Genomic DNA, 15,212 nt, shown 5'->3' with positions numbered 1-15,212 from the left:
ATGGAAGTGCTTGAAATCTCCCTCGGTCAAGTGTTCCTCTCGGAGGCCGTCGGATCAATGCTCCTGCTTCTGCTGGGTGGTGGCGTTGTTGCCAACACCCTGCTGAAGGGATCGAAGGGACAAGGGACCGGCTGGCTCCTCATCAACTGGGGGTGGGGCCTCGCCGTCTTCGTCGGTGTCCTTGCTTCCGGCGCATCGGGAGCCCACATCAACCCGGCCGTCACCGTCGGCATCATTGCCCGCAACATGATCCTGGGCAACCCGGACTTCGTACCGGGAATTGCCATCGGTGTCGTCTCCACGCTCGTCTACTTCGCGGGTCAGCTCGTGGGCGCCATGATCGGTGCCGGCCTCATGTGGCTCGCCTACAAGCAGCACTTCGATGCCGAGGAGAACCCCGCCTTCAAGCTGGGCGTCTTCTCCACAGGACCTGAGATCCGCAACTACGGCTGGAACATGGTCACCGAGATCATCGGCACCTTTGTCCTGGTCTTCACCATCTTCGCCGCAGGCGTCTTCACCCTGGGCGCGGACGGCAAGGGTGTTGCCGTCAACCTCGGATGGCTCGGCGCCCTCGGCGTCGGTCTGCTGGTCGTCAGCATCGGTGCCAGCCTCGGTGGGCCCACCGGCTACGCCATCAACCCGACGCGTGACCTCGGCCCCCGCATCATGCACGCCATCCTGCCCATCAAGGGCAAGGGTGGCTCTGACTGGGGCTACGCATGGGTGCCGATTGCCGGCCCCCTCATCGGTGGTGTGCTGGGCGGCATTGCCAGCACGTTCCTCCTCGTCTGATTCCTGATCACGACCACCTCACAATCACCATCACAAGGAAGTGAAACTGCATGGCTGAGAAATACGTACTTGCCATCGACCAGGGAACCACCAGTTCCCGGGCCATCATCTTCGACCACGGCGGCCAGATCGTCGCCACAGGTCAGAAGGAACACGAGCAGATCTTCCCCCGCGCAGGCTGGGTGGAGCACAATGCCATCGAGATCTGGGACAACGTCCGCTCCGTCGTCGCCGACGCACTGAGCAAGGCATCGCTGAACCACCACGACCTCGCCGCCGTGGGCATCACCAACCAGCGTGAGACCACGCTGGTGTGGGACAAGACCACCGGTGAACCCGCCTACAACGCCATCGTCTGGCAGGACACCCGCACCGCCAAGATCGTCGACGACCTCGGCGGCGACGAGGGACAGGACAAGTACAAGGCCCGCGTGGGACTCCCCCTTGCCACGTACTTCGCCGGCCCGAAGGTCAAGTGGATCCTCGACAACGTCGAGGGCGCCCGCCAGAAGGCTGAGGCCGGCGACCTCGTCATGGGCACCATGGACAGTTGGGTGCTGTGGAACCTGACCGGCGGTGTCGACGGTGGTCTGCACTACACCGACGTCACCAACGCCTCGCGCACCATGCTCATGGATCTGAAGACCCTGAGCTGGGACGAGGAAATTGCCTCGGACATGACCATCCCCATGTCGATGCTGCCGGAGATCCGCAGCTCGGCAGAGGTGTACGGCGAGGGCCGTGCCAAGGGTCTGCTGCCCGGCGTCCCGATCTCGGGCATCCTGGGTGACCAGCAGGCCGCCACGTTCGGCCAGGCCTGCTTCGAAGTGGGAATGGCCAAGAACACCTACGGCACCGGCAACTTCATGCTGCTGAACACGGGCACGGAGATCGTCCCGTCGAAGAACGGCCTCCTGACGACGGTCTGCTACAAGATCGGTGACAAGGACGCCATCTACGCGCTGGAGGGCTCCATCGCCGTCACCGGTTCGCTGGTGCAGTGGCTGCGCGACAACCTCAAGATGTTCAGCTCCGCCCCGGAGGTTGAGGAACTCGCAGCAACGGTGGAGGACAACGGTGGCGCGTACTTCGTGCCGGCGTTCTCCGGTCTGTTCGCCCCGTACTGGAAGTCCACCGCCCGCGGTGCGCTCGTCGGCCTCACCCGCTACGTCAACCGTGGCCACATCGCCCGCGCCGTGCTGGAGGCCACCGCCTTCCAGACGCGTGAGGTGCTGGATGCCATGGAGGCGGACTCGGGCGTGAAGCTCGCCGAGCTCAAGGTTGACGGTGGTATGACCGGCAACGAGATGCTCATGCAGTTCCAGGCCGACATGCTCGGTGTGGACGTTGTCCGTCCCAAGGTGGCCGAGACCACCGCACTGGGCGCCGCATACGCCGCCGGCATCGCCGTCGGTTTCTGGGAGGGCGAGCAGGACGTCATCGACAACTGGGCAGAGGACAAGCGCTGGACGCCCAACATGGACGATGGCGACCAGCAGCGTCTGTACCGCAACTGGAAGAAGGCCGTCACGCGGACCTTCGACTGGGTCGACGACGACGTGGTCGAGTGATCAGTAGCTGATCGCTTGTCCTGATCGCGTCCAGTACGCCAGCCGGGCGGTGTGGGGAAACCCACACCGCCCGGCTGTTTCGTTGAGGGGTCCTTCGTCTGAGCCGTGACGTCCTCTCGGCCTCAGACGCAGAACTCGTTGCCCTCCGGGTCGGCGAGCACCACCCAGGTGTGTGGACCCTGACTGCCCTCGCCGATGCGGCGTGCACCCATCGTGATGAGCCGCTCGACGTCCTCGGGAGTCGCTTCGCCGCCGGACTTGCGCAGGTCCCAGTGCACACGGTTCTTGATGGTCTTGCCCTCCGGCACGCGCTGGAAGAGGAGCCGTGGTTGATGGTTGCCGGGGTGCACCACGGCGGCACCGTCGGCCCACACGCGCTTCCCGCGGAAGGTGCGAACCTCCGACTCCTCAGCCAGACCCTGGTCCAGCATCGACTGGATGAAGTCCTCCTCCTGTGGCTCCACGTCCCAGGCGAGGGCCTCGGCCCACCATGTTGCCAATTCGTGCGGGTCATCGCAGTCGACGGCCACCTGCAGATCCCACGGCTGATTCGTCATGGCACAAGAGCGTAGGCGCCCGGGCCGGGAATGGGAATGGGCCCGGGGATGATCCCCGGGCCCATCAACCCGAACGGGCAACTGGTGAACGTGCGTGCGCGAATCAGCCGTTGACCACCACGTTGTTGATCTGCGCCTGGTAGCGGGACGTGCTGACCTCCGGAAGGTTCGTGAGGTAGAGCAGCAGGTACCGGGTGTTCGTGGCGGCGTCGGGGGTCAGGGTGGTGGTGCCGGGGGCGTCGGCCTGGCTGGCCACCACGGTCCACTCCGACTGTGAGGCCATGGGGGCGGCGTCGACGCCCGCCTCAGTGGGGACGCGTAGCTCAACGGTGGCGCCGGGGGCCGCGAAGAGCACCTCCACGGACGAGACGTCGCGGTTTTCCCCGAGGTCGAGGACGATCCCCACACCCGGCTTCAGGCCGCCCAGATTGGGGCGGTTGTGGTACTCCAGCGTTGCCCAACCGGTGGCGGGGTCGTCGTCGAACGCGAGCGGCACCTTGGGGGTGTTCTCCTCGTCGTTGCCGCCGTCGGCCTGCGGATCGAAGTCTGCGCCGGCGACGATGGCCAACTGTCCGCCGGGGGTCTGGCTCGCCGAGGCGGAAGTGGTGATCTCCGGCCCCGCGTCCTGCTGGCCGGCGCGCTGGGACGCGACGACGACGAGTGTCACCACCAACGTGCCCACGGCGAGGGCGGCGATGATCCAGAGCGCGGGACGCCCTGTGGACATCAACCGTCGCTGCTCCTCGAGTGGGCTCTCCCGGACGGGTTCGGCATCCTCGGGGATGAACTCATGGGTGGCCGCCTCCGCGAAGGCCTCCCCGTGGAGCGATTGGTGGAGCGCCGCGGACCCCGCCACAGCCAGGGGCGACGGCGTCGCCGTGCTGTCACCGCCGTAGCGGATCCTGTCCTCCAAGTCGGGTGACGGGTCGGCCGTGCCGAGCACGGACGCGAGCGCCGACGCCAGCTGGGCTGCGGTGGTGATGCGGCTCTCGCCGGCAACCTCCCGGTCGGTGAGGATGGTGGTGCAGATCCGGTCCAGGCGGGCGGGGACGTCGGCGCGCAGCCTGCGGGGGCCGACGAGCGCGCCACCGATGACCGGGGCGGCTGGGAGGCCCCACGCTGCGGTGCCCGGCCAGTGGTTGGACAGCAACGCGTACAGCAGCGCTGCCATGGCGGTGACGTCCGAGGACTCCTTCGCGCTCCAGCTGGAGGGCCGCTCACCCTGGGCCAGGACCGACTCCACACCGAAGCCCACGAGCCGGACGGCGCCACTGGAGGTGATGATCACGTTCTCGGGTGTGACCTGCTCGTGGAAGAGGCCGTTGACGTGCATGGCGGAGAGGGCATCGGCCAGTTCGCGCACGATCCACGCGGCCTCGAGCGTGCTGAGCTGCTCCTTGCCGAGGAGCTGTGACAACGGTTTGCCGGCGGCGAACTCGCACACCACGTACCCGCCCACTGCGCCCCCGTCGTCGATGGCGACAGCGTCGAGGACCCGAAGGAAACGGGAGTCGGTGGCGGAGGCGCCGGTGCGGGCGGCGTCGAGCACTGCCGGGATGCGGGGGTCCCCGGCCGGCATGACGTGGGCGAGCACGTCGCGGGACAGCTGGAGGTCGTGGGCACGCCAGCTCTCGATCCCGGCTCGCCGGGCCATCGGCTCCTCCAGGCGGTACCGGGTACTCAGCAGTTCACCGGACTCCCCGAGCAGTGGTGCGTCCTGTTCTGCGGGCTCCTCGACGGCGTCGCCCGCATCCGTGTCGCCGGTAGTGGCGTCGAAGCGATCGTCGTCGATGTCCCCGGGTGCGACGTCGTCGATGATGGCCGGGCGGATGGCGGTGTCCACCATCGACTCGGGATCCCAGGGGGTGGGTGCCTCGGTGGGCTCCTCGTCGTCCTGGATGGCGGCGTGCACCTGGGTGGGCATCATGTCCTCGGCGATGGCACCGGAGGAGGGGAGGTCGTGCTCGATGTCCTGCGGCTCGTCGGAGACGGCGTTGGAGGAGCGGCGACCGCGTCCCAGTCGGGTGCGGAGGAGCTCGGTGACGCTGCTCAGCTCGCGGACCTGCAGCAGTTTGCCGACAACGGCGTAGACGATCCCGATGATGGCGAGGCCGGCGAAGACGGCCAGCAGTGCCCCCACCTTGCTGTCCTGGAATGCGCCGAGCAGGCCGCGGGCCGCGAAGTAGGCGCCGATACCGCCCAGCGAGGCGCCGAGCACCAGTCGGACGATGTGCAGACCCATGTCGGCGCCGTCGAGCGCGGGCACGTCACGCTTCAGGAGTCTCCAGCTCAGCACCACACCGATGGTGTAGGCCAGTGAGTACGACAGGGCCAGGGCGGGGGCGGACAGGTTCGGATCCCCGGCCCACCACACCAGCAGCAGGGCACCGCCGGCGTTGACTGCGGCGATGACGCACTGCAGGAAGAAGGGGGTGCGGGTGTTCTCCATGGCGTAGTAGGTGCGCAGGCACACGAACTGCACGGTGAACGGCACGAGGCCCACCGCGAACGCGATGAGGGTGAGGGCCACGAACTGGGAGTCCTGGGCGCCGCGTCCACCGCCGAAGAGCAGCTGGGTGATGGGCGCGGCCAGCGCGATGAAGCCGACGGTGGCAGGCACAAGCGCCACCAGTGCCAACCGCATGGTTTTGGTGGCCTCGGCCGCCACACCCACCATGTCCCGGGACGCCGCCAGCCGGGAGGCGTTGGGCAGCATGGCCGTGGCCAACGACACCGTGATGAGCGAGTGGGGGAGGATCCACAACAGGTGGGCGTTGGAGTAGACGGTCAGGCCGGCACCGCCCTGGGCACCCTCCGCCGTGGCGGCTGTGGCGAGACGCTGGACGACCACCAGTGCGAGCTGGTTCACCGCCACGAAGCCGAGGGTCCACTTCGTCAGGGAGAAGGTTTTGCCGAGACCGGTGCCCTTGAGGTCGAAGCGGGGCCGGAACGTGAAGCCGACCTTCCTCAGGTAGGGCAGCAGCACGGCGGTCTGGACGGCGATTCCGACGGTGCTGCCGAGCCCCAACGTCCAGATCTGGGCAGTGGTGAAGGCCCCCGAATGGTCGCCGCCGCTACCCCACACCACCAGGTAGGTCGACAGGACCAGGATGGCGATGACGTTGTTGGCGATGGGTGCCCACATCATGGGGCCGAACTTGTCGCGTGCGTTGAGGACCTGCCCCAGCAGGAAGAACACGCCGTAGAAGAAGACCTGCGGCAGCGTGAGGTAGGTGAGCGCCACCATCGACGCATACTGGTCGGCCAGCTCCGGGGCACGCCATTGGGCGCCCGAGTAGATGGTGGTGACGACAGGGGCTGCCAGTGTCACCAGCACGGCGACCACGCCGACGATGAGCATGAAAGCCGTCATGATGCGGTTGGTGTAGGCCTCGCCGCCGTCGTCGTCGTGCTTGATGGCCCGCACGATCTGCGGCACCAGGACGGTGTTGAGCGCCCCACCCGCGAACAGGATGTACAGCGAGTTGGGCACTGATGTGGCGAGGCTGAAAATGTCGGCCTGCCGGGTGGTGTTGCCGAGGATGAAGACGATGAGCATCACCCGCACGAGCCCCAGGATCCGCGAGATGAGGGTGCCGGATGCCATCAGCGCACTCGCTGAGACCAGCTTCTTGGTGGTACTGACCTGGCTGCTCATGCGTCCTCCTTGGAACGTTCGGCCTGCACCGCTCTGATCCGCCACACGGTGCCACCCAGCACCACAGCCCCGGAAACGATGATGATGATCCAGCCGACACGGCCGAATTCGGTGGCGGTGATGTCAATGGCGACGGGGGTGCCGAACCTGGCCCCGCCGCGGGTCTCCATGTGTCCGTGCACCGTGACGACTCCGTTGCTGGATGCCTGCGGTGCCAGGATCATGGTGAGATTCTCGCCCGGTTCCAGCGTCTTGAACTCGGTGGCGGGCACCGCGATGCGCTGCGGGCTCTCGCTGTCGAACACGAGCCGCAGCGTGACGGCCACGTCCAGACCGTTGGTGATGCTGACGGGGAAGTCGTTGGTGCGCGACCCCATCACGAACTGGCTGGCGGCGCTGATGGTGATCTTTGACGGGTCCACCTCGGGCGGCGCGTCGGCGGCCAGCCAGGCGAGGGCGGTTGTCTCGGAGGTGAACGCGGACGACATGGCGGCCACGGCCACCCGTTCGAGCTGCGGTCGGTCGTCGTTGCCCGTGAGGTCGCGGCGGAAGGAGGCGTTGTCCATGAGAGTGGCCACGCGCGTCGACAACGCCTCCCAGAGGGGCGCATCCACGGCGTCGGTGAAGGTCGCGGCTGCGTCGTCGGAGGGAATGGCCACCCCGGTGCGGTGGGCTGGTAGGACCTTGGCGGTCGTGGCCTCAGCGACGCTCCGGGCCAGGTACGTGGGGGGTGTGGAGGCCACGGCCTCCTGGGCAACGCGTCGCCCCAGTTGTTGCGCTGTCGTGTTGTCCCCTCCGGGGCCCATGCCGGGCAGGGCCACGTCGTCGACCTGCACCACCCGCACGGGGCCGATACTGCCGCCGCTGGTGTTGAGGGCAAAAACTGTGGTGACCCCGAGCTCGCCGAGTTCCTTCACCAGGTCGGGGCTGGCGGAGGCCCCCAGGTTCGCGGCGAGGGGCAGGCGGCGCAGGGTGTCGTCTGTCACGGCATCGTCGGCCCATTGCAGGGCCTCCCTCAGATGGCCGGACTTCTCGGCGCGGGGGAGGTCGACGTCACCCCAGGGGAGTCTCAACACACGGCCGTCGCTGATGAGCGTGTCCATGCGTCCCGCCCATGCACCGGCGACCTCGTCGGCGGGGGTCAGGACGCCGTTCACCATGTGCTCCTCGGACAGCGCCCGCACATCCATGAGCAGCATGGGGTCGAGCAGCACGGTGGAGTCCGCGGCCTCGGCGGCGGCCAGGAGTTCACCCAGGTCGTTCGACAGGGAGGTGGCCAGGGAGTCGTCGACGAACCCGCCGTCCTTCGTCCGCTGCGGTTTCGCAGTGAGGGCGACGACGCGACTGGATTCCAGCGGGGCGGTGGCGGCGGCCACGAGGATGCGGCCTCGTCCCACCACCTGCTTGTCGCCCTCCTCCGGGATGCCGCGGACCTGGACACCCACGAGGTAGGCGGCGTTGTCCGCGTCGAATCCCAGCTCACCGACGGTGGCGTGCACGGTGAAGGAGGCGCGCTCACCCGTTTCGAACCAGTCCTCCCGCGAGATGACCTGGGTGTGGCCGGACTCCTCCGTGTAGGGCGTCTCGCGTTCCCCCTCGGGCACCGTCGCGGGGGATTCCAGCGTTTCCGCCAGCGCAGAGTCGGTGGTGATCGGCGTCGTGGACTTCCAGAACTCCACCGTGGTGTAGCGGGTGCGGGAGGTCGACGTGTTGATGATGGTGCCGCTCAACTCCACCACCTGCTCGGGATTGGAGAGGTCCATGACGGGGGTGCTGTTCGCGGTGATGCTGACGTCGAAGAGTGCCGGCCCCTCGGCGTGAGCCAGCGATGCTGTGAAGGCCAGTGCGGGGATGACCAGCGCCGATGCCACGAGGGCACGCAGGATCCACGGGGCTTTCGGCACCGCTCCATCGTAGACGTCCATCATCTCCGGCGGGGTCACGCCTCCTGCCGCGAGCCCCACCAGTCCAGCAGGAGCGCCTCGGCCTCCGCCCTGTCGCAGGGGCCGTTCTCCGTACGATGTTCCAGCAGGAAGCGGTACGCCTCACCCACCTCACGGCCCGGAGGGATCCCCAGGATCGCCATGATCTCGGTGCCGTCCAGGTCCGGGCGCAGCGAATCGAGCTCCTCGGCCTTGGCCAACTCGTCGATCCGCCACTCCAGCTCTTCGTAGTTGCGGCGCAGTCGGGTGGCCTTGTCCCTGTTGCGGGTGGTGCAGTCGGAGCGCGTGAGGATGTGCAGCCGCTCGAGCTCGTCGCCGGCGTCGCGGACGTAGCGGCGGACCGCCGCGTCGCTCCACTGCCCTTCGCCGTACCCGTGGAAGCGCAGATGCAGTTCCACCAGCTTCGCCACCGACTTGATGACCACGTTGGGGTAGTTCAGCGCCCGCAGCCGCCGCTTCACCTGTTTGGCGCCCACGATGTCGTGGTGGTGGAACGTCACCTTGGAGCCCTCGAAGCGGCGGGTGTCGGGTTTCCCGATGTCGTGCAGCAGTGCCGCCAGGCGCCCCACGAGGTCCGGGGCGTGGCCGCGGGCCTTCTCCAGATCGATGGACTGCTCCAGCACCGTCAGGGAGTGCTCGTAGACGTCCTTGTGCCGGTGGTGCTCGTCCAGTTCCAGTTGCAGCGCCGGCAACTCCGGCAGCACGTACTCGGCGATGCCGGTGCGCACCAGCAGGTCCAGACCGGCGCGGGGGGAGTCGGTCAGCAGCAGGCCGGACAGCTCCGCCTGGATCCGTTCAGCCGAGACAATGGTGATGCGTTCCGCCATGTCGGTCATGGCGGCCACCACCTCCGGCGCCACCTCGAACCCGAGGCGGGACGCGAAGCGGGCGGCGCGCATCATGCGCAGTGGGTCGTCGGAGAACGACGTCTCGGGTGCGGCAGGGGTCCTCAGGACGCCCTCCGACAGGTCCCGCAGTCCGTCGTAGGGATCCACGAACTGTTTCGTGAGGACGTCCACGGCCATGGCGTTCACGGTGAAGTCCCGGCGGATGAGGTCGCCCTCCAGTGTGTCCCCGAACGCCACGACGGGCTTGCGGGACTCGCTGCGGTAGATGTCGGCGCGGAACGTGGTGATCTCGATCTGCCATTCGTCGCGGCCGTCACGCTTGAGGGCGCCGATGGTGCCGAAGTCGCGGCCGATGTCCCACGTGGAGGGGGTGAAGCGCTTCAGGAGCTCATGCGTCAGGTCTGGCTGGGCGGAGGTGGTGAAGTCCAGGTCGCGTCCGAGGCCGCCGAGGAGTGCGTCGCGCACCGAACCGCCCACCAGGTACAGGCGGTGCCCCGCGTCCTCGAACAGGTGTCCCAAGTGGTCGATGATGCCCGAGATGCGGAGCAACTGCTCCACGGCATTGCTCTGGGCTTGGGTGAGGCTTGGCATGGGCGCTCATCCTACGCCCATCCTCTGGGGACGAAGCGTTCACGGGTTCTGCACGACACGCCGCCCGGGGTGCACCAATCTGCCCTGACCTATGGCGGACTACGGGTGATGTGTGCTTCGATGGTGCCCTACGCGGCAACGATCGGCCGAGGAACACGGCTCGGGGGAGTCTCATGCGAGTGCAGGGCATCAAGTCGCTGGTGGCGGCCGTGTCTTCCGTGCTCACCGTCGGCCTGGTCCTGTCCATCGGCAGCCAGCCGGGCGATCTCGCGGCGGTACCCGTGGCACCGGCAGCCCACGCCGCCGCCCCCCGCGTTCTCACCACGACGCTGCCCGACCTGCCGAGTCTCTCCCGTCATGTCCGCGCCCCTGTCAGCGACGACCTACCGGGCATCTTCTCCTCCACGGCTGCATCCGGGTATGCCACCAGCCAGCCGCCGGAGGAGGCCCCGGGCGAGGACACGAAGGTGCTGATCACACCGTCCAGTGTCCCCACCATCGCCATTCCCTCCGTGACGAAGCAGACCTCGGGGGCGCTCCTGTCGATGCCCATCCAGGGGCGCAAGACGTCACGGTTCGGCATGCGGTTCCATCCCGTCCGCCACATCTGGAAACTTCACTCGGGCCTGGACCTCGCCGCCCCGTGCGGTACCCCCGTCGGTGCGGCTGCGCCCGGCACGGTGGTGCGCACAGGGTGGGCCGGAGGCAATGGCATCCAGGTCAAAATCGACCATGGCACCATGGCCGGACACCGGGTCATGACCACCTACAACCACCTTTCGGCCATCGGCGTCAGCGTGGGTCAGAAGGTGGAAACACACCAGGGGGTGGGCCGGGTGGGCACCACCGGCTTCTCCACGGGGTGCCACCTGCACTTCGAGGTCATCGCCGACGGCCAGTTCACCAACCCCGAGCCATGGCTGAACGGCAGCGCCGTCGTGGTGGACACCCAGGGCATGGGCACGGGCCAGGCAGTCATGTCCGGCTCGACGAGGCCGGGCACGCCGTCCTCCACGCTGCCGGTGTCACCCACCCGGACAGCGTCCCCCTCACCGAGCCCGTCAAACTCCCCGAGTCCGAGCGGGGCGCCGTCACTTTCCGCTTCGCCCTCGCCCTCGGCGTCGACCAGCCCGAGTCCCAGTGCCTCGCCCAGCGTGACCGGGTCGCCCAAGCCGTGCAGCAGCCCGTCGGTCAAGCCCTCCCAGGCACCCACGCCCTCGCAAAGCCCGTGCGCATCGGCGAGCCCATCCCCTTCCCCATCGGCGTCCACGCTGCCCGCTTCTCCGACACCCACGCCCAGCGATTCACCGGACCCGTCGGCCAGTGGCTCACCATCCTCCACCGGCACCCCGGCCCCGTCCCCCTCCACTGCGCCGCCGTCGAGCAGCTCCGCGGCACCTGTGACCACCAGCGCGCCACCGCCGTCGAGCCCCGGCACGGACAGCAGCGTCACGCGCACCATGAGCGAGTCCGCGCCGGCCGCACCCGCCACGTCCACGACGCCCCCGGCTGATTCCCCGCCGGCCAGCACGATGAGCGTGCTGCCGCCCCCCGAGGGGGACTCGACTCCGCAGATCTGATCCCGGGCAGGCATCATGGCTCCATGACCGATCTCACCCAACGGCTCGTCTACCTCGCCGTGGTCCTGGCCTTTGCCCTGGTGCTGCGCGTGGTGCTGGTGTTCCTCATCAAACGCTCCGTCAAGGCGCTCCTGGCGCGTGGACCCGCGACGCAGGCGGGCGCCGACCCCAACCTGGGCACCCGCACGAAAATGGCGATCGCCCGGGCCAGCGGGCTCAGCATCGAACGGCAACGCCAACGCGTCACCACCCTGGGGTCCCTGTTGCGCAACGTCGTCGACGTCGTGATCGCCGTCATTACCCTGCTGACCGTCCTGTCCATCATCGGCATCCCCATGGGTCCCCTGCTCGCCTCCGCCGGTGTCGGTGGTGTGGCCCTCGGCTTCGGGGCCCAGTCGCTGGTCAAGGACTACCTGTCCGGGATCTTCATGCTGTCGGAGGACCAGTTCGGCGTCGGGGACCTCATCACGGTGGGCGACACGAAGGGCACCGTTCTGGAGGTCTCACTCAGGGTCACGAAGCTCCGCGACCCCATGGGGACCGTCTGGTACATCCGCAACGGGGAAATCCTGACGCTCGGCAACATCTCCCAGGGCTTCTCCGCGGTCCTTGTGGACATCCCCGTGGCCATCAACGAGGACCCGGAGAACGTGATGGCGGTGCTGGGCCGGGCGGTCGCCGGCATGCAGGAGGACCCGCAGTGGGCCGACGTCCTCATGGAGGAGCCGTCGGTGGTGGGTGTCGACTCCATGTCGGGCGGCACCATGGTCATGAAAATTGCGCTCAAGACGGGCCCGAACCAGCAATGGGGTGTCATGCGCGAAGTGCGGCAACGCGCACAGAAGGCCCTGGCCGAGGCCGGTGTCCGCGGCCCCATCCTGTATCCCTCCACCCCCCAGTAGAAACACTTCACTTCCTGGCACTCGCCTGGCCATTTACCCTTGACGTGATGTGGTCGCGTAGGGAAGTGGTGGATTATTCGCTCCAACGGCGTGCGACTCTTGAGTCGTGGCGTCGCACTTCTCGCGCCGTCAGGGCGGACGTATGTGACGCGGAACCCATTCTCATCCGCTCCGCGCTGCACCACGGCACGGAGGTCGACACGCCCTGCCCCATCTGTGATCACGAGCGCATGTCCCACCTGAACTACGTCTTCGGTGACCAATTGGGGCAGTATTCAGGACGGATCAGGTCGACGGTTGAACTCGAGGACATGCAGGACGAGTTCGGCGAATTCAAGGTGTGCGTGGTCGAGGTGTGCACCGAATGCGGCTGGAACCACATGATCATGGCCTACCTGTTGGGGGACGGCCACAAACGCAAGCCGCCTCGACGGCGCAAGACCGTGGAGGACATATATGGCTGAGGTAAAGCGCGGCAAGCGCACGAGGACGACCGCCCGGAAGGTGTGGGGTCGGATCGGGCTGACAGCACTCGTCGCGTTCCTCGTCCTCGGCCTGTCCGGGATGGGCGCATTCCTGTACGTGTACTCCACGACGGACCTGCCGGACCCCAACAGCGACTTCACCACCAACACCACATTCATCTTCTACAACGACGGGCGCAACCAACTCGGGTCGCTGGCAGTGCAGAACCGCGTGACACTGGCCTATGCCGAGATGCCGCAGGTGGTCAAGGACGCCGTCGTCGCCGCCGAGAACCGCACCTTCTGGACTGATCCCGGATTTTCCATCCGCGGCATCGCCCGGGGAGCCTGGAGCATCGCCCGCGGCGGCGAGGTGCAGGGCGGCTCCACCATTACGCAGCAGTACATCAAGATCCTCTACCTCGACTCCGAGCGGACCCTCAGCCGCAAGGTGCGGGAGCTGATGCTGGCCATCAAGATGGGCCGCGAACTCCCGAAGGAGGACATCCTCGAGGGCTACCTCAACACCATCTACTTCGGTCGCGGGGCCTACGGCATCCAGGCGGCTGCCAAGTCGTTCTTCCTGAAGGACGCCAAGGACCTGACCATGCCCGAGGCGGCAGCCCTGGCGGCCATCCTCAACAACCCTGCCGGGTTCAACCCATCGGGTGGCGAGAAGAAACTCCAGGCGCTGCTGGGTCGCTACCGCTACGTCCTCGACGGTCTCCAGGAGACGGGCAAGATCACCGCCGCCGAGCATGACGAGGCCTACGCAGCACTTCCGGTGTTCCCTGAGGTCCCCGTGAACAACCGCTACGGCGGCCCCAAGGGCTTCCTCATCAAAATGGTGGAGGACGAACTGGCGGCGAAGGGCTTCGACGAGGGCCAGATCAACGGTGGCGGGCTGAAGATCACCACCACCCTGAACAAGGGGATGCAGACGTCTGCCCAGACCATCGCCGCCGACTACGCCAAGAAGGCCGCGGAGGATGCGCGCAAGCCCCAGAACCCGGCGGACCTGCACGTGGCCATCTCATCGGTGGACACCGCCACCGGCGGCATCCTCGCGCTCTACGGCGGCGCGGACTACGTGTCCAACTCCCGCAACTGGTCCACCACCAAGCGGCCGGCCGCGTCGACGTTCAAGGCGTTTGCCGCTGTGGCCGGCATGCGCGAGGGCTTCTCACTGAAGTCGGTCCTCAACGGTGACACCTTCACGCCGCGCGGCGACTCCAAGACCATCCGGAACGAGTTCTCGTACCAGTACGGCCCCGTGACGCTGCGACGAGCCATCGCCGAATCCATCAACACGGCGTTCGTGGACATGACCGAGCAGATCCCCGATGGTCCGCAGAAGGTCATTCAGGCCGCCAACGACGCGGGCGCCCCCGGCGTGACCGACGAGGCAGGCTGGAGCCCCAACAACCGCATCGCGCTCGGCGCCGCGGAGGTCAGCCCCGTCAACATGGCCAACGCGTACGCCACGTTCGCCGACTCCGGTCAGTACAAGCCGGCCCACATCGTCGCCAAGGTGGAGGACGCCGACGGCAAGGTGGTCTACGAGGCAGACACGAAGCCGGAGCAGAACATCGAGCAGAACGTGGCCGCCAACCTCACCGACGCGCTCACCAGCGTCGTGTCCGAGGGCACCGGCCGCAAGGCGTCAGCGCTGGGGCGCCCCGTGGCCGGCAAGACCGGCACCAACGGCGTGAACGACGACATCACCTCCGCATGGTTCGTCGGGTACACACGCCAGATCTCCACGGCTGTCATGTATGTGGCCGGCGACTCCGGCAACGAGGACCTCGACAACTACAAGCGGCCCCAGGACTCGACGTTCTTCGGGTCCTCGTACCCGCTCATGACGTGGGTTGACTTCATGCAGGAGGCCACCGACGGCATGGAGGTGCTGGACTTCGACAAGCCCAAGAAGCTTGAGGGCAAGGCTGAGACCAAGTCCCCCGAGAAGGAGTCCTCACGGCCGGCCGAGCCCATCGATTCCCCGAGCGCCACGCCCACTGAGTCGGCGACCCCCACGGAAAGTCCGACTCCCAGCGAGACCCCCACCGAGGTACCCTCCGAGACCCCGACGCCCAGCACACCGGAGACCACCGAGGCACCCTCGACCCCCGAACCCCAGCCGACGCAGACCACGAGGGCCCCTGAGTCGACGCCGACCACGCAGAAGCCCACGGCCGAGCCCACCAAGCAGCCCACCAAGAAACCGACGCAGGAGGCAACAGCGCCCCCGCCGCCGGCCGCCAGCGGCAATCCCGGCGCCCAAGGGTGAACGGGCCGTCGTA

At 67.5% G+C, this 15,212-nt stretch carries 11 protein-coding genes; 6 read left to right on the top strand and 5 right to left on the bottom strand.

Annotated elements, in window-relative coordinates; all coding sequences use genetic code 11:
• Both EAX62_RS01750 and glpK read left to right on the top strand, forming a co-directional pair.
• On the top strand, window positions 1-795 hold the full coding sequence (locus EAX62_RS01750) for an MIP/aquaporin family protein (protein WP_199711060.1): 795 nt from the start codon (window positions 1-3) through the stop codon (window positions 793-795).
• Between the two features lie 50 nt (window positions 796-845).
• Window positions 846-2,366 carry a glycerol kinase GlpK gene (gene glpK, locus EAX62_RS01745; protein WP_121899953.1) on the top strand — a complete coding sequence of 507 codons (1,521 nt, stop codon included), beginning with the start codon at window positions 846-848 and terminating at the stop codon, window positions 2,364-2,366.
• A 122-nt stretch (window positions 2,367-2,488) separates the two neighbouring features.
• Here glpK and EAX62_RS01740 read toward each other — a convergent pair whose 3' ends face one another.
• From EAX62_RS01740 to EAX62_RS17025, 5 genes are all read right to left on the bottom strand, one after another.
• The gene (locus EAX62_RS01740; RefSeq protein WP_121899952.1) at window positions 2,489-2,923 is read right to left on the bottom strand and encodes a VOC family protein; all 435 of its coding nucleotides are present in this window, start codon (window positions 2,921-2,923) and stop codon (window positions 2,489-2,491) included.
• A gap of 103 nt (window positions 2,924-3,026) precedes the next feature.
• The gene (gene murJ, locus EAX62_RS01735; RefSeq protein ID WP_121899951.1) at window positions 3,027-6,581 is read right to left on the bottom strand and encodes a murein biosynthesis integral membrane protein MurJ; all 3,555 of its coding nucleotides are present in this window, start codon (window positions 6,579-6,581) and stop codon (window positions 3,027-3,029) included.
• Window positions 6,578-8,524 (bottom strand): DUF6049 family protein, encoded by a 1,947-nt coding sequence (locus tag EAX62_RS01730; protein WP_121899950.1) that lies wholly within the window; start codon window positions 8,522-8,524, stop codon window positions 6,578-6,580. Before EAX62_RS01730 ends, murJ begins: the two co-directional genes overlap by 4 nt.
• Entirely contained in the window at window positions 8,521-9,963 is a 1,443-nt protein-coding gene (locus EAX62_RS01725; RefSeq protein WP_121899949.1) for a CCA tRNA nucleotidyltransferase, read from the bottom strand. Before EAX62_RS01725 ends, EAX62_RS01730 begins: the two co-directional genes overlap by 4 nt.
• Window positions 9,964-10,318: 355 nt before the next feature.
• On the bottom strand, window positions 10,319-10,546 hold the full coding sequence (locus EAX62_RS17025; RefSeq protein ID WP_233557762.1) for a hypothetical protein: 228 nt from the start codon (window positions 10,544-10,546) through the stop codon (window positions 10,319-10,321).
• Between EAX62_RS17025 and EAX62_RS17430 the strand changes: the two genes are divergently transcribed.
• From EAX62_RS17430 to EAX62_RS01705, 4 genes are read left to right on the top strand one after another with little or no spacing between them, the layout of a single operon-like run.
• Window positions 10,509-11,543: a peptidoglycan DD-metalloendopeptidase family protein gene (locus EAX62_RS17430; protein ID WP_407703304.1), complete on the top strand. Its 1,035-nt coding sequence runs from the start codon at window positions 10,509-10,511 to the stop codon at window positions 11,541-11,543. The two genes, EAX62_RS17025 and EAX62_RS17430, sit on opposite strands and share 38 nt — an antisense overlap.
• A gap of 23 nt (window positions 11,544-11,566) precedes the next feature.
• Window positions 11,567-12,445: a mechanosensitive ion channel family protein gene (locus tag EAX62_RS01715; protein WP_121899948.1), complete on the top strand. Its 879-nt coding sequence runs from the start codon at window positions 11,567-11,569 to the stop codon at window positions 12,443-12,445.
• A gap of 47 nt (window positions 12,446-12,492) precedes the next feature.
• The gene (locus EAX62_RS01710) at window positions 12,493-12,909 is read left to right on the top strand and encodes a DUF5318 family protein (protein WP_121899947.1); all 417 of its coding nucleotides are present in this window, start codon (window positions 12,493-12,495) and stop codon (window positions 12,907-12,909) included.
• Entirely contained in the window at window positions 12,902-15,199 is a 2,298-nt protein-coding gene (locus EAX62_RS01705) for a transglycosylase domain-containing protein (RefSeq protein ID WP_121899946.1), read from the top strand. The genes EAX62_RS01710 and EAX62_RS01705 overlap by 8 nt, the downstream gene beginning before the upstream one ends.
• The last annotated feature ends 13 nt before the right edge of the window (window positions 15,200-15,212 follow it).

It is taken from the genome of Tessaracoccus antarcticus (assembly GCF_003688855.1).
Classification (GTDB): Bacteria; Actinomycetota; Actinomycetes; order Propionibacteriales; family Propionibacteriaceae; genus Arachnia; species Arachnia antarctica.
The sequence above is the reverse complement of the archived record's forward strand: the minus strand, read 5'-3'. Positions and strand labels throughout refer to the sequence as shown.

What these genes read in the sequence shown, in the direction of transcription:
- EAX62_RS01750 (WP_199711060.1), top strand. Translation starts at nt 1, where the DNA reads ATGGAAGTGCTTGAAATCTCCCTCGGTCAAGTGTTCCTCTCGGAGGCC.
- glpK (WP_121899953.1), top strand. Translation starts at nt 846, where the DNA reads ATGGCTGAGAAATACGTACTTGCCATCGACCAGGGAACCACCAGTTCC.
- EAX62_RS01740 (WP_121899952.1), bottom strand. Translation starts at nt 2,923, where the DNA reads ATGACGAATCAGCCGTGGGATCTGCAGGTGGCCGTCGACTGCGATGAC.
- murJ (WP_121899951.1), bottom strand. Translation starts at nt 6,581, where the DNA reads ATGAGCAGCCAGGTCAGTACCACCAAGAAGCTGGTCTCAGCGAGTGCG.
- EAX62_RS01725 (WP_121899949.1), bottom strand. Translation starts at nt 9,963, where the DNA reads ATGCCAAGCCTCACCCAAGCCCAGAGCAATGCCGTGGAGCAGTTGCTC.
- EAX62_RS17430 (WP_407703304.1), top strand. Translation starts at nt 10,509, where the DNA reads ATGCCCATCCAGGGGCGCAAGACGTCACGGTTCGGCATGCGGTTCCAT.
- EAX62_RS17025 (WP_233557762.1), bottom strand. Translation starts at nt 10,546, where the DNA reads ATGCCGAACCGTGACGTCTTGCGCCCCTGGATGGGCATCGACAGGAGC.
- EAX62_RS01715 (WP_121899948.1), top strand. Translation starts at nt 11,567, where the DNA reads ATGACCGATCTCACCCAACGGCTCGTCTACCTCGCCGTGGTCCTGGCC.
- EAX62_RS01710 (WP_121899947.1), top strand. Translation starts at nt 12,493, where the DNA reads ATGTGGTCGCGTAGGGAAGTGGTGGATTATTCGCTCCAACGGCGTGCG.
- EAX62_RS01705 (WP_121899946.1), top strand. Translation starts at nt 12,902, where the DNA reads ATGGCTGAGGTAAAGCGCGGCAAGCGCACGAGGACGACCGCCCGGAAG.